At 59.9% G+C, this 18,552-nt stretch carries 15 protein-coding genes, 2 tRNA genes and 1 other RNA gene; 7 read left to right on the forward strand and 11 right to left on the reverse strand.

The genetic code is table 11. The annotated features are described in order from the left end of the window. Positions 1-529 precede the first annotated feature (529 nt). Complete coding sequence (locus AC2LD7_RS02790) at positions 530-976, forward strand: REP-associated tyrosine transposase (protein WP_484596335.1); 447 nt, start codon at positions 530-532, stop codon at positions 974-976. Between the two features lie 371 nt (positions 977-1,347). Here the strand turns inward: AC2LD7_RS02790 and AC2LD7_RS02795 are convergent, their stop codons facing one another. Beyond that, complete coding sequence (locus tag AC2LD7_RS02795; protein WP_484596336.1) at positions 1,348-3,009, reverse strand: DEAD/DEAH box helicase; 1,662 nt, start codon at positions 3,007-3,009, stop codon at positions 1,348-1,350. Between the two features lie 839 nt (positions 3,010-3,848). Continuing rightward, complete coding sequence (locus tag AC2LD7_RS02800) at positions 3,849-4,598, reverse strand: spermidine synthase (RefSeq protein WP_484596337.1); 750 nt, start codon at positions 4,596-4,598, stop codon at positions 3,849-3,851. Positions 4,599-4,715: 117 nt separating this feature from the next. Between AC2LD7_RS02800 and AC2LD7_RS02805 the strand changes: the two genes are divergently transcribed. Together AC2LD7_RS02805 and AC2LD7_RS02810 are read left to right on the forward strand one after the other, a co-directional pair. Further along, complete coding sequence (locus AC2LD7_RS02805; protein ID WP_484596338.1) at positions 4,716-6,065, forward strand: class II 3-deoxy-7-phosphoheptulonate synthase; 1,350 nt, start codon at positions 4,716-4,718, stop codon at positions 6,063-6,065. Positions 6,066-6,719: 654 nt separating this feature from the next. Then, a complete protein-coding gene (locus tag AC2LD7_RS02810; RefSeq protein ID WP_484596339.1) occupies positions 6,720-8,168 on the forward strand; it encodes an SLC13 family permease in 1,449 nt (482 codons plus the stop codon). 292 nt (positions 8,169-8,460) lie between these two features. On the opposite strand, the gene efp is transcribed toward AC2LD7_RS02810, so the two are convergent. From efp to ffs, 3 genes are all read right to left on the reverse strand, one after another. Further along, entirely contained in the window at positions 8,461-9,027 is a 567-nt protein-coding gene (gene efp / locus AC2LD7_RS02815; RefSeq protein WP_484596340.1) for an elongation factor P, read from the reverse strand. 43 nt (positions 9,028-9,070) lie between these two features. Continuing rightward, positions 9,071-10,210 (reverse strand): elongation factor P maturation arginine rhamnosyltransferase EarP, encoded by a 1,140-nt coding sequence (gene earP / locus AC2LD7_RS02820; protein ID WP_484596341.1) that lies wholly within the window; start codon positions 10,208-10,210, stop codon positions 9,071-9,073. 281 nt (positions 10,211-10,491) lie between these two features. Next, positions 10,492-10,588, reverse strand: an RNA gene (ffs, locus tag AC2LD7_RS02825) — signal recognition particle sRNA small type. A 356-nt stretch (positions 10,589-10,944) separates the two neighbouring features. Here ffs and AC2LD7_RS02830 point away from each other — a divergent pair. After that, positions 10,945-11,931: an NAD(P)/FAD-dependent oxidoreductase gene (locus AC2LD7_RS02830; protein ID WP_484596342.1), complete on the forward strand. Its 987-nt coding sequence runs from the start codon at positions 10,945-10,947 to the stop codon at positions 11,929-11,931. A gap of 96 nt (positions 11,932-12,027) precedes the next feature. Here the strand turns inward: AC2LD7_RS02830 and AC2LD7_RS02835 are convergent, their stop codons facing one another. From AC2LD7_RS02835 to AC2LD7_RS02845, 3 genes are all read right to left on the reverse strand, one after another. Beyond that, positions 12,028-12,957 (reverse strand): ZIP family metal transporter, encoded by a 930-nt coding sequence (locus AC2LD7_RS02835; protein ID WP_484596343.1) that lies wholly within the window; start codon positions 12,955-12,957, stop codon positions 12,028-12,030. 338 nt (positions 12,958-13,295) lie between these two features. After that, a tRNA-Gly gene (locus tag AC2LD7_RS02840) sits at positions 13,296-13,371 on the reverse strand. 15 nt (positions 13,372-13,386) lie between these two features. Continuing rightward, positions 13,387-13,462 (reverse strand) — tRNA-Glu (locus AC2LD7_RS02845). A gap of 214 nt (positions 13,463-13,676) precedes the next feature. Between AC2LD7_RS02845 and AC2LD7_RS02850 the strand changes: the two genes are divergently transcribed. Then, on the forward strand, positions 13,677-14,444 hold the full coding sequence (locus AC2LD7_RS02850; RefSeq protein WP_484596344.1) for a hypothetical protein: 768 nt from the start codon (positions 13,677-13,679) through the stop codon (positions 14,442-14,444). Positions 14,445-14,554: 110 nt separating this feature from the next. After that, positions 14,555-15,238, forward strand: a complete 684-nt coding sequence (locus AC2LD7_RS02855) for a glutathione S-transferase family protein (RefSeq protein ID WP_484596345.1) — start codon at positions 14,555-14,557, stop codon at positions 15,236-15,238. Positions 15,239-15,297: 59 nt separating this feature from the next. On the opposite strand, the gene AC2LD7_RS02860 is transcribed toward AC2LD7_RS02855, so the two are convergent. From AC2LD7_RS02860 to msrB, 3 genes are read right to left on the reverse strand one after another with little or no spacing between them, the layout of a single operon-like run. Next, a complete protein-coding gene (locus tag AC2LD7_RS02860) occupies positions 15,298-16,176 on the reverse strand; it encodes an ATP-binding protein (protein ID WP_484596346.1) in 879 nt (292 codons plus the stop codon). A 55-nt stretch (positions 16,177-16,231) separates the two neighbouring features. Further along, positions 16,232-16,714 (reverse strand): glutathione peroxidase, encoded by a 483-nt coding sequence (locus tag AC2LD7_RS02865; RefSeq protein WP_484596347.1) that lies wholly within the window; start codon positions 16,712-16,714, stop codon positions 16,232-16,234. A gap of 34 nt (positions 16,715-16,748) precedes the next feature. After that, a complete protein-coding gene (msrB, locus tag AC2LD7_RS02870) occupies positions 16,749-17,147 on the reverse strand; it encodes a peptide-methionine (R)-S-oxide reductase MsrB (protein WP_484596348.1) in 399 nt (132 codons plus the stop codon). 190 nt (positions 17,148-17,337) lie between these two features. Here msrB and AC2LD7_RS02875 point away from each other — a divergent pair, with 190 nt between their 5' ends. Further along, complete coding sequence (locus tag AC2LD7_RS02875) at positions 17,338-18,549, forward strand: pyridoxal phosphate-dependent aminotransferase (RefSeq protein ID WP_484596349.1); 1,212 nt, start codon at positions 17,338-17,340, stop codon at positions 18,547-18,549. Positions 18,550-18,552 lie beyond the last annotated feature (3 nt).

Below are 18,552 nucleotides of genomic sequence, written 5' to 3' on the forward strand. Positions count from 1 at the left end.
GGTCTGCATTCGCCGCGGGGCGCGCCTCCCACAAAAAAAGCGGTGCCGGTGCGGGGCTTGGAGTTTTGCTTTGGATTCTTGTAGGAGGCCCGACTCGGGGCGAAGCTTGTCTTTTGAGCTGGCAGTGGGTCTGCATTCGCCGCGGGGCGCGCCTCCCACAAAAAAAGCGGTGCCGGTGCGGGACTTAGGCGTTTTGCTTTGGGTTCTTGTGGGAGGCCCGACTCGGGGCGAAGCTTGTCTTTGGAGCTGGCAGTGGGTCTGCATTCGCCGCGGGGCGCGCCTCCTACAAAAAAAGCGGCCCGGTGTGGGCTTGGGCGTTTTGCTTTGGGTTCTTGTGGGAGGCCCGACTCGGGGCGAAGCTTGTCTTTGGAGCTGGCAGTGGGTCTGCATTCGCCGCGGGGCGCGCCTCCTACAAAAAAAGCGGCCCGGTGTGGGCTTGGGCGTTTTGCTTTGGGTTCTTGTGGGAGGCCCGACTCGGGGCGAAGCTTTTTGAGGTTATGCTGCTGGGCTAGTTACGAGAGGACTTGGCATGAGCAAGGATGCTTATTTTTGGTCAAACAGGCTACGTGCGGGTCGTTGGTCTGGTGAAGGGCAGATTTATTTGGTCACCACGGTAACGAAACATCGTCTGCCGATCTTCGAAGATTGCGCTGTCGCCAGAATGCTAATTCGCGTTATGCGAGACGATGCAGCACTGGGTTCGCACGAAACGTTGGCGTTTGTGGTGATGCCGGATCACCTGCACTGGCTACTGGAGTTGCGGCAGGAGTCGCTCTCAAAGCTCGTAGGGCGGGTGAAATCGATATCGGCGAAGCGTATCGGTGGGCCAATTTGGCAGGATGGATTTCACGACCGTGCATTGCGCAAAGAGGAAGACCTTCGAAACATGGCGCGGTATGTGGTTGCCAATCCCCTACGGGCAGGTTTGGTAGAGCGGATCGGAGATTATCCGCATTGGGATGCGGTTTGGTTGTGATAGGTGAAAAAGTGCTGCGCCTTGATTCACTCGGCGAAACTTCAGAGCCTGCGGTAGCGCGCCTCCCACAAAATCGCTTCGGTACAGGACTGCTTTTGGTCTGTGGGAGGCCCGACCCCAGGGCGATGCTTTTTGCCTTTCGAGCTGGCAGCGAGACTGCCTTCGCCGCGGGGCGCGCCTCCCACGAAAGCGCTTCGGTGCAGGAATGCTTTGGATCTGTGGGAGGCCCGACCTCGGGGCGAAGCTTTGGAAATTGGCAGGCCTGCGGTTTGCGTTCGCAGCGAGGCGCGCCTCCACGAAAAATCAGTGTGGGGACAGCTGAAATAAAAAGGGTGGGCTATAAGCCCACCCTTCGCGTTACCCAGTGACGGTCAATCCTCGCGATAACGACGCAGCTTGAGCTGCTTGCCGCCGACGCGGGTGTCCTTGAGTTTGCCGAGCAGATGATCGAGGCCATCTTCCGGCAGTTCGACCAGGCTGAAGCTGTCACGGACCTGGATGCGGCCAATAGCTTCGCGAGCCAGACCACCTTCGTTGAGGATGGCACCGAGCAGGTTGCGCGCCGCGATGCCGTCGCGGGCACCCAACGGCGTGCGGCAGCGGGCGCGGCCTTCGGCCAGCGGGATCGGTGCACGGCGCTCGCGGTCACCGCTACGCTCGGGACGATCGGTGCGCTCGCGGGGGCTACTGGTCGGAACCAGCGGCTGCTCTTTTTCCACTTCAGCCAAGGTCAATGCCTGGCCATTGGTAGCCTTGCGCAGCAGCGCAGCGGCCAGAGCACGCGGGCTGCAGCCGATATCGGCAACCAGCTTGTCGAGCAATTCGCCATGACTGGCTTCGGCGTCGGCCACCAGTGGCGCCAAGCTGTTGGTGAGCTTCTTGATGCGCGCATCCAGCACTTGCTGAGCGTTGGGCAAACGGGCTTCGGCCACTTTTTGATTGGTGACGCGCTCGATGACTTGCAACATACGGCGCTCACGCGGAGTAACCAGCAGCAGTGCGCGACCTTCGCGACCGGCACGACCGGTACGGCCGATGCGATGCACGTAGGATTCCGGATCGTAGGGCATGTCCACGTTGAATACGTGGGTGATGCGCGCCACATCGAGGCCGCGAGCAGCGACGTCGGTGGCGACGACGATGTCCAGACGACCATCCTTGAGCGATTCGATGACGCGCTCGCGCTGGTTCTGAGCGATGTCGCCGTTCAGCGCAGCGGCTTTGTAGCCCTTGGCTTCCAGTGCAGCAGCGAGATCAAGAGTGGCTTGCTTGGTGCGCACGAAGGCGATCAGTGCGTCGAAGTCTTCGACCTCAAGCAGGCGCAGCACGGCCCCAATCTTCTGATCCGCATGAACCATCAGGTGCGCCTGCTCGATGCGGGCAACCGTCTGGGTCTTGGTGGCAACCTTGATGTGCTGCGGCTCGCGCAGGTGCTTCTCGGCGATGGCACGGATGGAATGCGGCAGTGTGGCGGAGAACAGCACGCTCTGGCGGCTTTCCGGCATGGCTTCGAAGATGACTTCGAGGTCATCCATGAAACCCAGTTTGAGCATTTCGTCGGCTTCGTCGAGCACCAGAAACTGGATGGTCGACAGCAGCGCGCTGTTGCGGCTCAAGTGGTCGACCAGACGGCCGGGGGTCGCAACGATGATCTGCGCGCCCTGGCGGATGGCCTTGAGCTGTGGGCCCATCGGGGCACCACCGTAGACAGCCACGACACCGACGCCGGGCATTTGCTTGGAGTAGGTTTCAAACGCAGTGGCGACCTGCAGGGCCAGTTCGCGGGTCGGCGCGAGGATCAACGCTTGCGGCTCACGCTTGGCTGGGTCGATCTTGGACAGAATGGGCAGCGCGAACGCTGCGGTCTTGCCGGTGCCGGTCTGGGCCTGGCCGATCATGTCGTGGCCGCCAAGGATTACCGGGATAGCCTGGCTCTGGATGGCCGAAGGCTCTTCGTAGCCCACTGCAATGACTGCAGCGAGTACGGATGGATGAATACCGAGTGCGGCAAAGCCGCCGATTTCCTGGGTCATGGGTCTTTTCCTGATGCTCCGCAAAGACCCATGTTCCGAAGCTGCGCATGCCATGCAAAACCCGAAGGTCACCCTGGCAGCCTGGTCGGCGGGGTTTGCGAAAACGTAATGAATGATGAATCGTCAAGGACAGCCGCGAGAAGCGGACAGCAGCCGAAGCAGCGCTTCGTGTATTGCAGTACCTGAACGCAGGCTGAGTTTCAGCCGGCGCGTACTATACCGGAATTCTGTGAAGCTGTGCGCGCATTTTGTCTTGCGGGTTAAGTTCGCTGGACGCTCGGCGAAGAGATGTTTTTTTGTAGAACGCCCGACCTCGGGGCGAAGCGTTTACCTTTAACTCGGCAGAGGGTCCACATTCGCCGCGGGGCGCGCCTCCCACGGGAAGCGGGTCGGCGCTGGGCTGCGGCAGTGTGCTTATTGCTTTTGTGGGAGGCCCGCCTCGGGGCGAAGCTTTAGCTTTTGAGTCGGCAGGGGATTCACTTCGCCGCGGGGCGCGCCTCCCACGAGGAACGGGTCGGCGCTGGGCTGCGGCAGGGTGCTTATTGCTTTTGTGGGAGGCCCGCCTCGGGGCGAAGCTTTAGCTTTTGAACCGGCAGGGGATCCACTTCGCCGCGGGGCGCGCCTCCCACGAGAAGCGGGTCGGCGCTGGGCTGCGGGCAGTGTGCTTATTGCTTTTGTAGGAGGCCCGCCTCGGGGCGAAGCTTTAGCTTTTGAGTCGGCAGGGGATCCGCTTCGCCGCGGGGCGCGCCTCCTACGAGAAGCGGGTCGGCTGGGACTGCGGCGTGTGCTGTTGTCTTTTTGTGGGAGGCCCGCCCACGAAGGCAGATCGGTTGCTTGAATCAACTGGCCGGGCGTAGCGCGTCGATCAGCGAATCCAATGAATAGCCCAGACGCGGCGTCAGGGCCGTGGCACGCTCGCACAGACCGGATTCGTCGAGCGCCTGCTCCAGATCTGCTGGCACGAACAGCACGACGTTGCCCTCCTTTACCGGACATTCCCAATAATGGCGATGGAACAGGCCGCGCAGCAGCGCCGCGCCGAGCGGTTTGTCCTCGTCGGTGCCCCACTGGTTGATGACCAGCCAGCCGTCCGGATTCAACTTCTGCTGGCAACGCTCGAGAAAGCGCCACGCCAGATGCGCGGCGGCGGGCCCGACATCGGTGTAAAGATCGACAAATATCAAGTCGGCGCTTTCCGCCGAGTCCAACAGCTCCACCGCGTCGCCAATGCGAATGTAGAGCCGCGGATCGTTCTGCAGGCCCAAATAGCGCATTGCCAACTCCGGCACATCCGGGCGCAACTCAATGGCCTCGACATCCTCCAGCGGCAGGAATTCGAGGCATGCCTGGGTCAGCGTACCGGCGCCAAGGCCGAGAAAGAGCGCGGTTTCAGGTGCGGGATGAAGCAGCCCGCCCATCAGCATGGCGCGGGTGTAGTCATACTCCAACCAGCTCGGGTCACGTGTGAATACGCAGCTTTGCTCAACGGCCGCGCCGAACTCGAGAAACCGGTAATCGCCCACTTCCAGCACACGGATCAGACCGAAGGCGTCGTTTACTTCGGCCAGCAACACTTCCTGCTTGTCCATTACGCTCACTCCAAACCGGTCGGCGCATCTTAACAGTCCGATCGGCGGCGATTATCAGCGGCGACGTAGCGCATCAGGTAAAATCTGCGCACTTTTTCGTGGACGGAAGCAACTTCGATGAGCCAGGCCTGGAGCCCTACTAGCTGGAGAAACAAACCCATTCAGCAGCAGCCCGAGTACCCTGACGCCGCGCACCTGCAGCGCGTCGAGGACACGCTGGCGAGCCTGCCGCCGCTGGTGTTTGCCGGCGAGGCGCGTGAGTTGCGCCGACAGTTCGCCGAAGTGACCCAGGGCCGAGCCTTCCTTTTACAGGGTGGCGACTGCGCGGAAAGCTTTGCCGAGTTTTCCGCACCGAAAATCCGCGACACCTTCAAGGTTTTGCTGCAGATGGCTGTGGTCATGACCTTCGCCGCAGGCTGCCCGGTGATCAAGGTCGGGCGCATGGCCGGGCAGTTCGCCAAGCCACGCTCGTCAGGCAACGAGACCATCAATGGCATCACCCTGCCCGCTTACCGTGGCGATATCGTCAACGGCATCGACTTCGACGAGAAAAGCCGAGTGCCGGACCCGGACCGCCTGCTCCAGGCCTATCACCAGTCCACCTCCAGCCTGAACCTATTACGCGCCTTCGCCCAAGGCGGTTTCGCCGATCTACATCAGGTGCACCAGTGGAACCTGGATTTCATCGCCAACTCACAGATGGCCGAGAAGTATCACCAACTGGCCGAGCGGATCGATCAGGCGCTGAAATTCATGCGCGCCTGTGGGATGGACAACGCACCTCAGCTACGCGAGACCAATTTCTTCACCGCCCACGAAGCTCTGCTACTCAATTACGAGCAGGCCTTCGTGCGTCAGGACAGCCTCAGCGGCGGCTGGTACGACTGCTCTGCACACATGCTGTGGATCGGCGACCGCACGCGACAGCTGGACGGTGCGCATGTGGAATTCCTGCGCGGGGTAGGTAATCCGATCGGCGTCAAGGTCGGTCCGAGCATGGATAGCGAAGAGTTGATTCGTCTGATCGACATCCTCAATCCAGACAACGACCCTGGCCGCTTGAATCTGATTGTGCGCATGGGTGCGGACAAGGTCGAGGCTGGCTTGCCGCGACTGATCCAGACCGTGCAGGCCGAAGGCCGTCACGTGCTGTGGAGCTCCGACCCGATGCATGGCAATACCATGAAGGCCTCCAGCGGATACAAGACTCGCGATTTCGCACGGGTATTGGCCGAGGTGCGCCAGTTCTTCGATGTGCACCGTGCCGAAGGCAGCTATCCGGGCGGCATTCATATTGAAATGACCGGGCAGAACGTCACCGAATGCATCGGCGGTTCGCGCCCGATCACCGAAGACGGCCTCTCCGACCGCTACCACACTCACTGCGATCCGCGGCTCAACGCCGATCAATCGCTGGAAATGGCATTCATGATCGCCGAGACGCTGAAGCAGGTGCGGCGAAGCTGACAAGACAGCTCTAACCGCATAGCCCGATAGCTAGCCGCCCCTGTGCCTGGCCGCATAACTGCGACTTCGTTGGGTGGGCCGGGCGGCGTTCCGCTTCAGCCCACCGGGGCCTTAGAAAAAGGTGGGCTGAAGCCCACCCTACATCTGAAGCGGGTGCGGACCGAGCTAATGTCGCTATTTATGTGCCTTCGTAGGTTCGATTGAAAAACCGCGACAAACCTCACTCCACGAAGGTATGTCTAATCAGCATAGCCAGTCGCCCCGCACCTGGCCGCATAACTGCTACTCGTAGGGTGGGCTTCAGCCCACCGCCCACCGGGGTTAGAAAAGGTGGGCTGAAGCGGAACGCCGCCCGGCCCACCCGACTCATCTACAGATATGAAACCGCCCCGTTGCGGTATTCCGAAGCAGCTCAAGGCATTCCCTGCCGCCCCGTGCGCCTGCGCGGGACGACCAGAGGCCGGCACTGCAACGCGCAGCGCTGTCTAACGCCTCAAGCACATCAATATCGCTGTGACCATCGCCAGCGGCAATCAAAATTACATAGCAGGCTACTAATTCGCTAGCTAATTAATTCTGTTAGAATCTACACCGCATTTGATCCGGATCTTCTACGCCCTCTCGCAGCCGGATTATCGACAGAGGAAATCTTTCATGACCGATTCATCAGAGAATAAAGGAGCGGCGTTAGCGGCTTCCATCGGCCTTTTTCTCGGGCCGCTGCTCTTGTTGCTGTGCATCCTGACCGACCCGCCGGCTGGGCTCTCGGAAACCGCTTGGCTGACCGTCGGCATGGCGGCGCTGATGGCCGTCTGGTGGTCCACCGAAGCCATTCCAATTCCAGCTACCTCGCTGCTGCCGATCCTGCTGATTCCCGTACTGGGTATCGATACTCTAGAAAAAGCTACGGCGCCTTATGCCAACGCGACGATCTTCCTTTTTCTTGGCGGTTTCCTGCTCGGGCTGGCCATGCAGCGCTGGAACCTGCATAAACGCATCGCCCTGGCCACGCTACTGGCAGTCGGCAATGCGCCGAGCCGACAGATCGCTGGGTTCATGATCGCCACCGCGTTCATCAGCATGTGGGTAAGCAACACCGCCACCAGCATTATGATGCTGCCCATCGGGCTCTCTGTGATCGGTCTACTGACCGAAGGCAGCGGCGCGCAGGCGCGTGAGCGCTTCGCCACTGCCCTACTGCTCGGCATCGCTTATGCCGCCAGCATCGGCGGTGTCGCCACCTTGATCGGCACGCCGCCCAACGCACTGCTGGCCGCTTTCCTGCGCGAGAACTACGACGTGCACATCGGCTTCGGCCAATGGATGTTGCTGGGCGTTCCGGTGAGTCTCGGCATGCTGGTCTTCACCTGGTGGTGGCTGACTCGCGGCGGCTTCAATCTGGCAGGCCACGACAGCCAGACGATGCTGGAGAAGGAGCTGGCCGATCTCGGCCCCATGTCGCATCCGGAAAAACTGGTCGCCGCAGTCTTCCTGCTTGCTGCGCTGGCCTGGATCTTCCAGCCACTGCTAGCCAACTACGTCGATGGCGTGAACGACACCAGTATTGCCATCGCCGCCGCGCTGGCCCTGTTCCTGATTCCGGCCAATCTGCGTGAGCGGACCTTCCTCATGGATTGGGAAACAGCCAACAAGCTGCCTTGGGGCGTACTCTTGCTGTTTGGCGGCGGGCTGTCGCTGGCTGGCGTCATCGGCGCCTCTGGGCTTGCGCAATGGATCGCGCAGAGCCTCGGTGTGTTCGGCATGTTGCCGCTGATTCTGATGATTGGCCTGGTGGCGCTGGTGATCACCTTCCTCACCGAAATCACGTCCAACACCGCGACCGCAGCCGCCTTCCTGCCGCTGTTGGGCGCGCTTGCAGTGGCCCAGGGCCTGCCGCCGGAAATGCTGGCGATTCCCGCCGCCCTTGCCGCGAGCTGCGCGTTCATGATGCCGGTGGCCACGCCGCCGAACGCTATCGTCTTCGGTACCGGCGAGATGCGCATCCAATCGATGATCAGATCAGGATTTGCCCTGAATATCTTCGGTGTCGTGCTGATTACGCTGCTCTGCTACGTGATGATCGGCTGGCTCTGGGCAAGCTGAGGCGATTTGAACCCGCATCTCGCAGGAGGCGCGAGCCGCAGCGAATGCTGGTTAACGCAACAGCCTTAAAGCTTCGCCCCGAGGCGAGCCTCCTACAAAAGCAACGGCTATGCACCTATGTGTGTAGGAGGCGCGCCCCGCGGCGAATGCGGATTATCGGCCTGCCAAACCAAAAAACACCGGGCGGCCCTCCGCTAAACGACCAGTTCTTAAAAACGAAACCCCGCTAATAAGCGGGGTTCGTCATTAAGCTGCCTGGCGCCAGGCTGGGCTTTCTGCTAAAGGCCGAAAATCAGCCCTTGGCGCGGGACTTGTACTCGCCGGTGCGGGTATCGATCTCGATCGAATCACCGATTTCGCAGAAGGCGGAAACCTGCAACTCGGCACCGTTCTTCAGGCGGGCGGTCTTCATGACCTTGCCGGAGGTGTCGCCACGGACGGATGGCTCGGTGTAGACGATTTCACGAACGATGCTGGTCGGCAATTCAACCGAGATTACCTTGTCGTTGTAGAAGACGGCTTCGCAGACGTCGGTCATGCCGTCTTCGATGAAGGTCATCACGCCTTCGAGATCGTCTTTTTCGATCTCGTACTGGTTGAATTCCTCGTCCATGAAGACGTACAGCGGGTCAGCGAAGTAGGAATAGGTCACTTCCTTGCGCTCGAGAATTACCGGCTCCAGCTTGTCGTCAGCTTTGTACACGGTCTCGGTCGCCGAACCGTTGAGCAGGTTCTTCAGCTTCATCTTGACCACGGCACTGTTACGACCGGACTTGTTGAACTCAGCTTTCTGGATGATCCAGGGTGCGCCGTTGATAACGGCCACTTGGCCGGCACGGAACTCTTGTGCGGTTTTCATACGAATATCCGAATGGGATTAGAGACAAAAAACAGGCCGCGTATCATAGCCAATCTGTGTAAAAAAACACCAGCTTTCCGGCTAGATCGCCATTGGCGACCTGTTTGTGCGTCCAGCGCTCGGCATGGGCGTTCAGCTCGCGCTCATGCTGGAGCATCGCGGTCCAGGTGGCGCCGCTGCCCTCACCATTGTTCCAGGCACGCCAGAAGTCACGCAGCGCGGCTGCGGGCGCTGGAGCCAGATCGCGCACATAAAGTTCGAGAAAGGCGTTGAGCTTGTCCCAGTGGGCGTCTTCCTCCTGCGGGTAGATGTGCCAGACCAGCGGACGCCCGGCCCATTGCGCGCGAATGAAGGATTCCTCGCCGCGCACCGCGTTGAAGTCGCAGCACCACAGAAGCATGTCGTACTGGTTCTGCGTCATGAACGGCAACACTGCGATTTGCAGCGCACCATGTGCATGGCGATCACCGGCGCGCAGTTGATCCAGCTCCAGCCAGCGAGCTACGTCACCCAGCACTCTCCCCTCCGGCACCAGCAACTGCGACGGGCGCGCATCGGCGGCCAACGCATCGAGCCATCCCGAAACGGCGGAGTTTTCGTAGGCGAACAGCGAGATCAATCGAGCACCGGGCTGGACCGTCAGATCGAAGCTTTGCAGAAACGCCTCGCGAAGCACTGAATCGCTCTGGAAGGCCTCCCGCCGAGCCAGCAAATCACCCTCACGAATCAGACCGCCGGTGCCCTGCTCGAATCCTGGAAAGAAAAAGTACTTCTGCAGGCCATCCGGCTGCATCGAAGGCAGTGCATGGCAGCCCACCACCCAATCTTCGGCGCTCAGATATTCCAGATTGAGCCAGAGGATACGGCGCTCACTGCTTGCCATCGCATCTATATAGGCACTGGGCAATTGGCAGGCGAAAGCCTCGATCACCACGTCAGCCGGCTCGGCATGCGGCCATTCGGATGTCCAATGCCGCACATCCACACCCTCATGCCATTGCTGGCTGGCCGTGGCGCTGGTGCCGGGGCAAAGCCGTGCGAAGGTATCCAGATCGTCAACCCACAGACGCACACGCTGACCATGCTCGGCGACTAGCTGCCGGGCCAGGCGCCAAGTCACGCCAATGTCGCCGTAATTATCGACGACGACGCAGAAAATGTCCCAGCTCGCTTTGACAGACAAACCAACACTCCTTGAACGAGAGATGCCAGGTGGTTAGTGGCTACATGAATACTCGCAAAGAATACAGATTACGGCAGGCCTGCGGCCTGCATTCGCCGCGGGGCGCGCCTCCTACGATGGTCGGTGCGCGGCAGCTGCTTTTTGTGGGAGGCCCGACCTCGGGGCGATGCTTTATGCTTTTCGAGTACGAGCAAGCATGCGGATTCGCTCGAACTCACAGAGAGATCGGTGCTTGTCAGCGACATAGAGAAGAGGGAGAAAAACGTCGTTATGGAGGTGAACCCTACCAGCCACACCCCGGCACACAATGTCACCGCTGCGGCTGCTCCCTTCCAGGCCTGACCGGGTTCACGGCTGATCGTTGCGGGGGGACCGGCAGGGCCCACCATAACAAAACCCGCCTGGCGGCGAGCGGCGCCATTGTACCGGCTTATTCCCAACTTACAACCAATCCATGCAAGCGCTAACGCATTGACTCGTCAGGCATAACGACCGCACTGGAGCGCGCTCGCCAGATAGAATCAGCCGCATCTTCGCCGCCTGTCGGTCCGCGAATAAAAAAACGCTATATGCGCCTTAGATCGGCCCGAACCCCTAGGCAAAACGAACAGTCTGTTTGAGGATAGGAAGCGAATCAGCAATTGCCGCTTTGCTCTCGAAACGGCAACAGGACCGAACGAACCAGCGCAGTTATCGCGCAGCGGAGACTGGCGGCGCTATCGAAAGAGGTAAGCATGACCAACGCTCCCATTGCCATCGTCGGCACCGGCATTGCAGGGCTCTCGGCCGCGCAGGCACTGCATGCGGCCGGACAGTCTGTCCAACTTTTCGACAAGAGTCGCGGCCTTGGCGGACGGATGGCCAGCAAACGCAGCGACGCAGGCAATCTCGATCTCGGAACTCAGTATTTCACCGCTCGGGACCGGCGCTTCACCGAGACCGTGCACCAATGGCAGGTCCAAGGCTGGGTCGCAGAATGGTCACCAAATCTTTACCAATCCCGCAGCGGGCAATTGTCGCCCTCCGCGGACGAGCAGCTTCGCTGGGTCGGCGTACCACGCATGAGCTCGATTGCCGTCGGCCTGCTTGGCGAGTTGCCAGCCACATTCGCCTGCCGCATCACTGACGTGTTTCGCGGTGAGGAATACTGGACGCTGGTTGACGCCGAAGGCACTAACCACGGCCCGTTCAGCCAGATAATCATCGCCATCCCCGCGCCACAAGCCAGCACGTTGCTGGCCTCTGCACCGAAGCTGGCCGCCGTCGCCGCCAGCGTCGCGATGGAGCCGACCTGGTCCGTCGCCCTGGGCTTCGCCAAGCCGCTGGATACTAAGCTCGATGCCTGTTTCGTTCAGGATGACGCCCTGGATTGGCTAACCCGCCACCACAGCAAACCCGGGCGCGACGACCATCTCGATACCTGGGTGTTGCATGCGACCAGTGCCTGGAGCCGTCAGCATCTCGATATGTCCAAGGATTCGGTGATCGAGCACCTGCACGGAGCATTTGCTGAGCTGATCGACTGCATCGTGCCCGCCCCTGAGTTTACGCTTGCCCATCGCTGGCTGTATGCGCGCCCGAGCCAGTCCCACGAATGGGGCGCCCTGGCCGATGCCCACCTCGGCCTGTACGCCTGTGGCGACTGGTGCCTGTCCGGCCGCGTCGAAGGGGCCTGGCTCAGCGGCCAGGAGGCGGCACGGCGGTTACTGGAGCAGCTCTAGCCGAATCTGATCGCTTACCGCAACGGTCGATTCGATTTCGTGCCGTCGACGCGAATCTGTCGAGCCGGTAATCGATGCACACGGGTAACGATTCGGTTAGCCCAATGCTGTGTCGAGAAACATCATCACCGCGAAACCGCCCATCAAACCGACCGTCGCGGGCGTCTGATGGCCATTGCGGTGGGTCTCGGGAATCACCTCGTGCGATACCACGAAGATCATGGCGCCAGCGGCCAACCCAAGGCTGACCGGGTACGCGATGGCCAGACCACTGGATATACCCAAACCCACCAGAGCTCCGAGCGGCTCCATCAGTCCCGACGCGGCGGCAATCAGGATCGCTCGCCAAGTGGAGAGACCGGTGGTCCGCAACGCCAGCGCAACGGCCAGCCCCTCGGGAATATCCTGAATGGCGATTGCCGTGGTAAGCGGCAGGCCAACATTCATATCGCCATTGGCGAAGCTCACGCCGATCGCCATGCCCTCCGGGATGTTATGCAGAATGATCGCAAAGACGAACAACCAGACCCGACTCATGCGCTGATGATCCGGGCCAAAGGCACCCGCGCTTTCATGCTCGTGCGGCGTGAAATAATCCAGTCCGAGCATTAACAGCACACCAAACCCGAGCCCTACTACCACGGTCAATGCTGCAGCAGGGCCGCTGCCGAAAAGATCCCTGGCAGCGGCAAGACCAGGAAGGATCAGCGAAAACGAACTGGCCGCGAGCATCATTCCGGCAGCGAAGCCAAGCATGCTGTCCTGGGTGCGCGTGGAAATATTACCCAACGCGATTGCCATCAGCGCACCCAGCGCTGTCGCAGCGAAGCCTGCCGTACCGCCTAGCAACGCGTAGCGAATGTGGCTTTCATCGCCGTTCTGAAACGCGTTGTAGCCACTTGTCCCGAGCAACAGCAGCACGACCAGCACCGTGCCGACGAGACCCAGCGCGATAATGGGGTTTGCCTGTGCATGGGCGATCCATGCCGAGCGCAGCGTCGCTGTAGCGCTTTGAGTGCTTGCCATGATGACGGCCCCCGATAGGTAGGTTTGTCGTCGCCCCATAGCGGACGAAGGGCGCCGCCGATCGGTCGATCACCAACCTGCCTGCAGCACACCCAGCGCGTACGGCGCGATGAACATCTATACGTAGGACCGTAACCGGCTCGCTGAGTTTTGAAGAATGGGACAGGGGGCAGGCCTGGCGAGGCGCTAAGGCGAGTTCGCGAATATCGAAAATTGGAGATGAAGTTCCGCGCGGTGTCGGGGTGCGACCGCGAAGCTGAATTACGAGCACAAAAAAAGCGACTCAAGGTCGCTTTCTTAGTGCTTGCGTTTGGCTTCAAACCTTTCGCAAGCGAATTTGGAGCGGGAAACGAGACTCGAACTCGCGACCCCGACCTTGGCAAGGTCGTGCTCTACCAACTGAGCTATTCCCGCGCTCTACAACAAAAATGGCGTCCCCTAGGGGACTCGAACCCCTGTTACCGCCGTGAAAGGGCGGTGTCCTAGGCCACTAGACGAAGGGGACGCAGCCCGGAAACTACAGCTTTCATTCCGGCTTCCAGCGTTTGCGATGTGCTTCACGCTGCAAGTGGCGCGCATTCTATGGAGGACATCGATAGCCGTCAAGCGTCATCCAAAAATTTTTTAAACGAAGAATTCGAAGCAGCGTCGAGCTATCAGCTTGCCATCTAACGCTCTACACTCGATACAAAATCGCCCGTATTAGAGAGGTGCGTCCCGTGTCCCCGGTTCTGATTGCAGGATTGGTCATTGCTGGCCTATTCATATTGATAGCGATTGGCTTCATCAACCAGATCGTCGAAAAGAACAATCTGGAAAAGGCTCGCATGCGAGCCGAGCTCAACGACCGAATACGTCGCTGTGCCAATCTTTCCGACAGCATCCCAGGCCAGATGATGAGCCCTGCACTCAAGCTGATGCTGGCGCGGCTCGAGCTGTACCTCGGCGAACGCCTATTGCCGCTGGATAAGAAAAACCCCGCCATTACGGCCCGCGTCGACTCGCTACGCAACGCAGTTGCCAAGGGCGACGAGATTCCGGTGCCGAACACGCCGGTGAAAATTCTCACCGAGGCCCAGGCCAAAGAGGTTCGCCTACTGCTGGAAGATCTGCACGCGCAAGTGATCTGGGCCAACAAGCAGGGTCAGCTCGATACGACCGCCGCCAAACGTTGGTTACACCAGATCCAGCGGATGATGGTGATGTTGCACGTAGAGTATTTCACCAATATCGGCCAGCAGGCCCTGCAGCAGGGAAGCGCGCACAAGGCACGCCTCGCCTTCGAGCGCGGCATTCAGCACATCCGCAAGCAATCCAACCAGGCCGATTACCAGGCCCAATTGCAACAGCTCGAAGCGAGCTACACGCACGCCAATCAACTCGAGCAGACGCAACACCAACCGAAGCTTGACGAACCCAATGAGCTGACCGAAGGTCTGAAGAACTTCGAAAGCGAAGACGACTGGAAGAAAAACAACATTTACTAGCAGGCCGTTGAAAATGTAGGCGAGACAGCCAAAACAACGCGCCAACTCGGGACGCGGTGCACCCCTCGCGCCGGCTACCAACGTATACCAGCCCTGCCCTGGAGAGTTTTATGTCCTTGACTGTATTCGGCGCCCCGCTGTCGCCATTCGTTCGCAAAGTCCGCCTGTGCCTGCTAGAGAAGGGCCTGGACTATCAGCTCGAAATGGTCATGCCATTCACGCCACCGGAATGGTATCTGCAGCTCAATCCACTCGGACGCATCCCAGCCTTCAAAGACGGTGAGCTTTGCCTCGCCGATTCAAGCGTGATTTGCCAATACCTCGAAGAAGCCTACGAACCAACCGCGCGGCTCTACGGAAACAACGCAGCACAGCGCGCGCAGATACGCTGGCTGGAGAAGTACGCCGACTATGAACTTGCTCCGCTGACGACTTTCGGCGTGTTCCGCAATCGCATACTGAAGCCAAGCTCGGGCCACCCGTGCAACGAAGAAAGCGTCCAGGCTGTACTGAGCGAAAAGCTGCCGCCGCACTTTGATTACCTTGAGCGGCAGCTGGGCGAAAATGATTGCTTCATTGGCAATCAGCTCTCAATGGCCGATATCGCTTTCGCTTGCCAATTGATCAACATGGAACACGGTGGTGAAGTGATCGATGCGGGGCGCTGGCCAGCGCTGGCCGCCCATTTCGCACGAATGAAGGCGCTGGCTTCGGTGCAGAGCCTGCTGCCGGGCGAACAGCGTATGACCGCCAAGCTCGTCGAGATGGGTAAAAGCGCGAAGCAGCCCAGCTGACTCGCTACAGCGGGGCCCAGCATCCACCTGCGCCCCGCCTATAACCCACCTATAGTTTGTCAGAGCAGACGAATACCCACCCACTGCCGGGCAAACTGGTAGGCGCAGCGGCCATTGCGATTACCCCGCGCCGTAGCCCAGCGAATCGCGTCCTTCTCCAACGCGTCATCCCAGCTCCAGCTGAGCCCGGCCTGTTCGGCCAGCGAGCCGATCCAGTGCTGCACCACGTTCAGATAATGTTCCTGACTGAACGGGTAGAACGACAGCCAGAGCCCGAAGCGATCAGACAGCGCAATCTTGTCTTCAACCGCTTCATTGGGATGCAGCTCGCCGTCGATCATCTGCCAGTTCTCGTTATCGCTCTGGCGCTCTGGCACCAAATGCCGGCGATTGGACGTGGCGTACAGCAGCACATTTTCCGGCGCCCGCTCCAGGGACCCGTCCAATACGCTTTTCAATACGCGGTAATCGCCTTCACCCGCCTCGAACGACAGGTCGTCGCAAAACACCACGAAATGCTGCGGCTGCCCGGCGAGCTGTTCGACCACCTTCGGCAAATCAGCCAGATGGTCGCGTTCGATCTCGATCAGGCGCAGGCCCGCCGGTGCATGCTCGGCCAGTAGCGCGCGAATCAGCGAAGACTTCCCAGTCCCACGTGCGCCCCATAGCAGGACGTGGTTCGCTGGCAGGCCCGACACGAACTGGCGGGTATTGTTCGACAACAGCTCGCGTTGCCGGTCAATGCCGATCAAGTCGGCCAGATTCAAATCGAGCGACACGCTCAAAGGCTGCAGATAGCCGCCCTGCCCTTCACGGTGCCAGCGTGCGGCCAGGCTGTTGGTCCAATCGATCGGCTCACGCGGCGACGGCAACAAGGGTTCCAGACGCGTAATCAGCGCATCGGTGCGCTGTAAGAAGGCTTTCAGCTCGGCATCCATTCAACGACTCCAAATACATAACGGATAGACGCGGCCTGGCCGCCAGGTTTGCGGACTAAAGATGGGATTCGATGTGCGCCGCCAGTGCCGCCGGCGGCGTTCGCGACGAAAAGCGCTCAATCGAGCGCCCCTCATCGGCAATCAGAAACTTAGTGAAATTCCACTTGATCGCCTTGCTGCCGAGCAGACCCGGCGCGCGCTTTTTCAACTGAACGAACAACGGATGGGCATCGCCGCCATTGACCTGCACCTTCGCGAACAGCGGAAAGCTGACACCGAAGTTACGCTCGCAGAACGTGGCGATTTCTTTCTCATCGCCTGGCTCCTGATGACCGAACTGATCGCAGGGAAAACCGAGCACCACCAGCCCCTGCTCGCCATAGCGCTTCCATAACGCTTCCAAGCCCTTGTACTGCGGCGTAAAACCACACTGGCTGGCTGTATTGACCACCAGCAGAACCTTACCTCCGAACTCAGCAAGCGTGCTCTGCCGACCGTCGATGGTCATACAAGGAGTTTCGAACAGCGGATCGCGCATGGCGGTAATCCCGTTGACTGCGTCGCCAGCCTGATCAGGCGTCGCGCGGCTTGTGATTGAGAGAGGCTGAATTAATGCAGTAGCGCAGGCCGGTCGGAGCCGGGCCATCCGGGAAGACATGGCCGAGATGCGCATCGCAGCGCGAGCATTTGACCTCGATTCGATGCATCCCGTGACTGAAGTCGTCAACGCTGGTGATCGCCGTATCGCTGACAGGCTGAAAGTAGCTGGGCCAGCCGCAGCCGGAGTCGAATTTGGCATCCGAGTCGAATAACGATGCGTCACAGCAGGCGCAGTGATAGATACCGGGAGTTTTCGCGTCGTTGTACTTGCCGCTAAATGGGCGCTCGGTCGCACCCAAGCGACAGACCTGAAACTGCTCGTCAGAGAGCGCTTCGCGCCAGGCTTCAAGCGGTTTTTCTAGCTTTTCCATCGGTACACCTCGTGAGTTTAAAAAAGGCGGATCTGTACCTTTTCCGGTGGTCGGGCCGCACGTATGATGCGTTGCTCTTAGACGCCTAGTCTGGCAGCAGGGTTTCCGACTGCCAAGGCGCCCGGGTTCATGCCAAACGTTGCCAGCCTTCCAGCGCATGGCACGTCTTCACTTCGGGACACTCAGGATCATGCAGGTCAGCAAATCGAACAAGCTCGCCAATGTTTGCTACGACATCCGCGGGCCAGTGCTCAAGCACGCTAAACGCCTGGAGGAGGAAGGCCATCGCATCCTCAAGCTGAACATCGGCAATCCGGCGCCGTTCGGTTTTGAAGCCCCCGAAGAAATCCTTCAGGACGTTATCCGCAACCTGCCGACCGCGCAGGGCTACAGCGATTCCAAAGGCCTGTTCAGCGCGCGCAAGGCCATCATGCAGTACTACCAGCAGAAGCAGGTAGAAGGCGTGACCATCGAAGACATTTATCTCGGCAACGGTGTATCCGAGCTGATCGTGATGTCCATGCAGGCATTGCTCAACAATGGCGACGAAGTATTGATACCGGCCCCGGATTATCCGCTATGGACCGCTGCCGTAAGCCTGGCGGGTGGCAAGCCGGTGCACTACCTCTGTGACGAGCAGGCCAATTGGTGGCCTGACCTGGCTGATATAAAAGCCAAGATCACACCCAATACCAAGGCGCTCGTGCTGATCAATCCGAACAACCCGACTGGCGCGGTCTACCCGCGCGAAGTGCTGGCAGGCATGGTCGAGCTGGCGCGTCAGCACAAGCTGGTACTGTTCTCCGACGAAATCTACGACAAGATTCTCTATGACGATGCTGTGCATATCTGCACCGCCTCCCTGGCGCCGGACGTGCTCTGCCTGACCTTCAACGGCCTGTCCAAGTCATATCGGGTCGCCGGCTTTCGCTCCGGCTGGGTGGTTATTTCGGGGCCCAAGCACAAGGCGCAGAGCTATATCGAGGGCATCGATATACTGGCCAATATGCGCCTGTGTGCCAACGTGCCATCCCAGCATGCGATTCAGACTGCACTCGGCGGGTATCAAAGCATCAACGATCTGGTGTTGCCGCCAGGCCGTTTGCTGGAGCAGCGCAACCGCACTTGGGAATTGCTCAATGACATTCCTGGCATCAGTTGCGTCAAGCCGATGGGTGCGCTCTACGCCTTCCCCCGAATCGATCCGAAGATCTGCCCGATCCATAACGACGAAAAGTTCGTGCTCGATCTGCTGTTGTCCGAAAAGCTACTGATCGTTCAGGGCACCGCGTTCAACTGGCCATGGCCGGATCACTTCCGTGTGGTCACGCTGCCGCGGGTGGATGATCTCGAACAGGCGATCGGCCGCATCGGCAATTTCCTCAAGACCTACAGCCAGTAGCGG

It is taken from the genome of Stutzerimonas sp. (assembly GCF_982611455.1).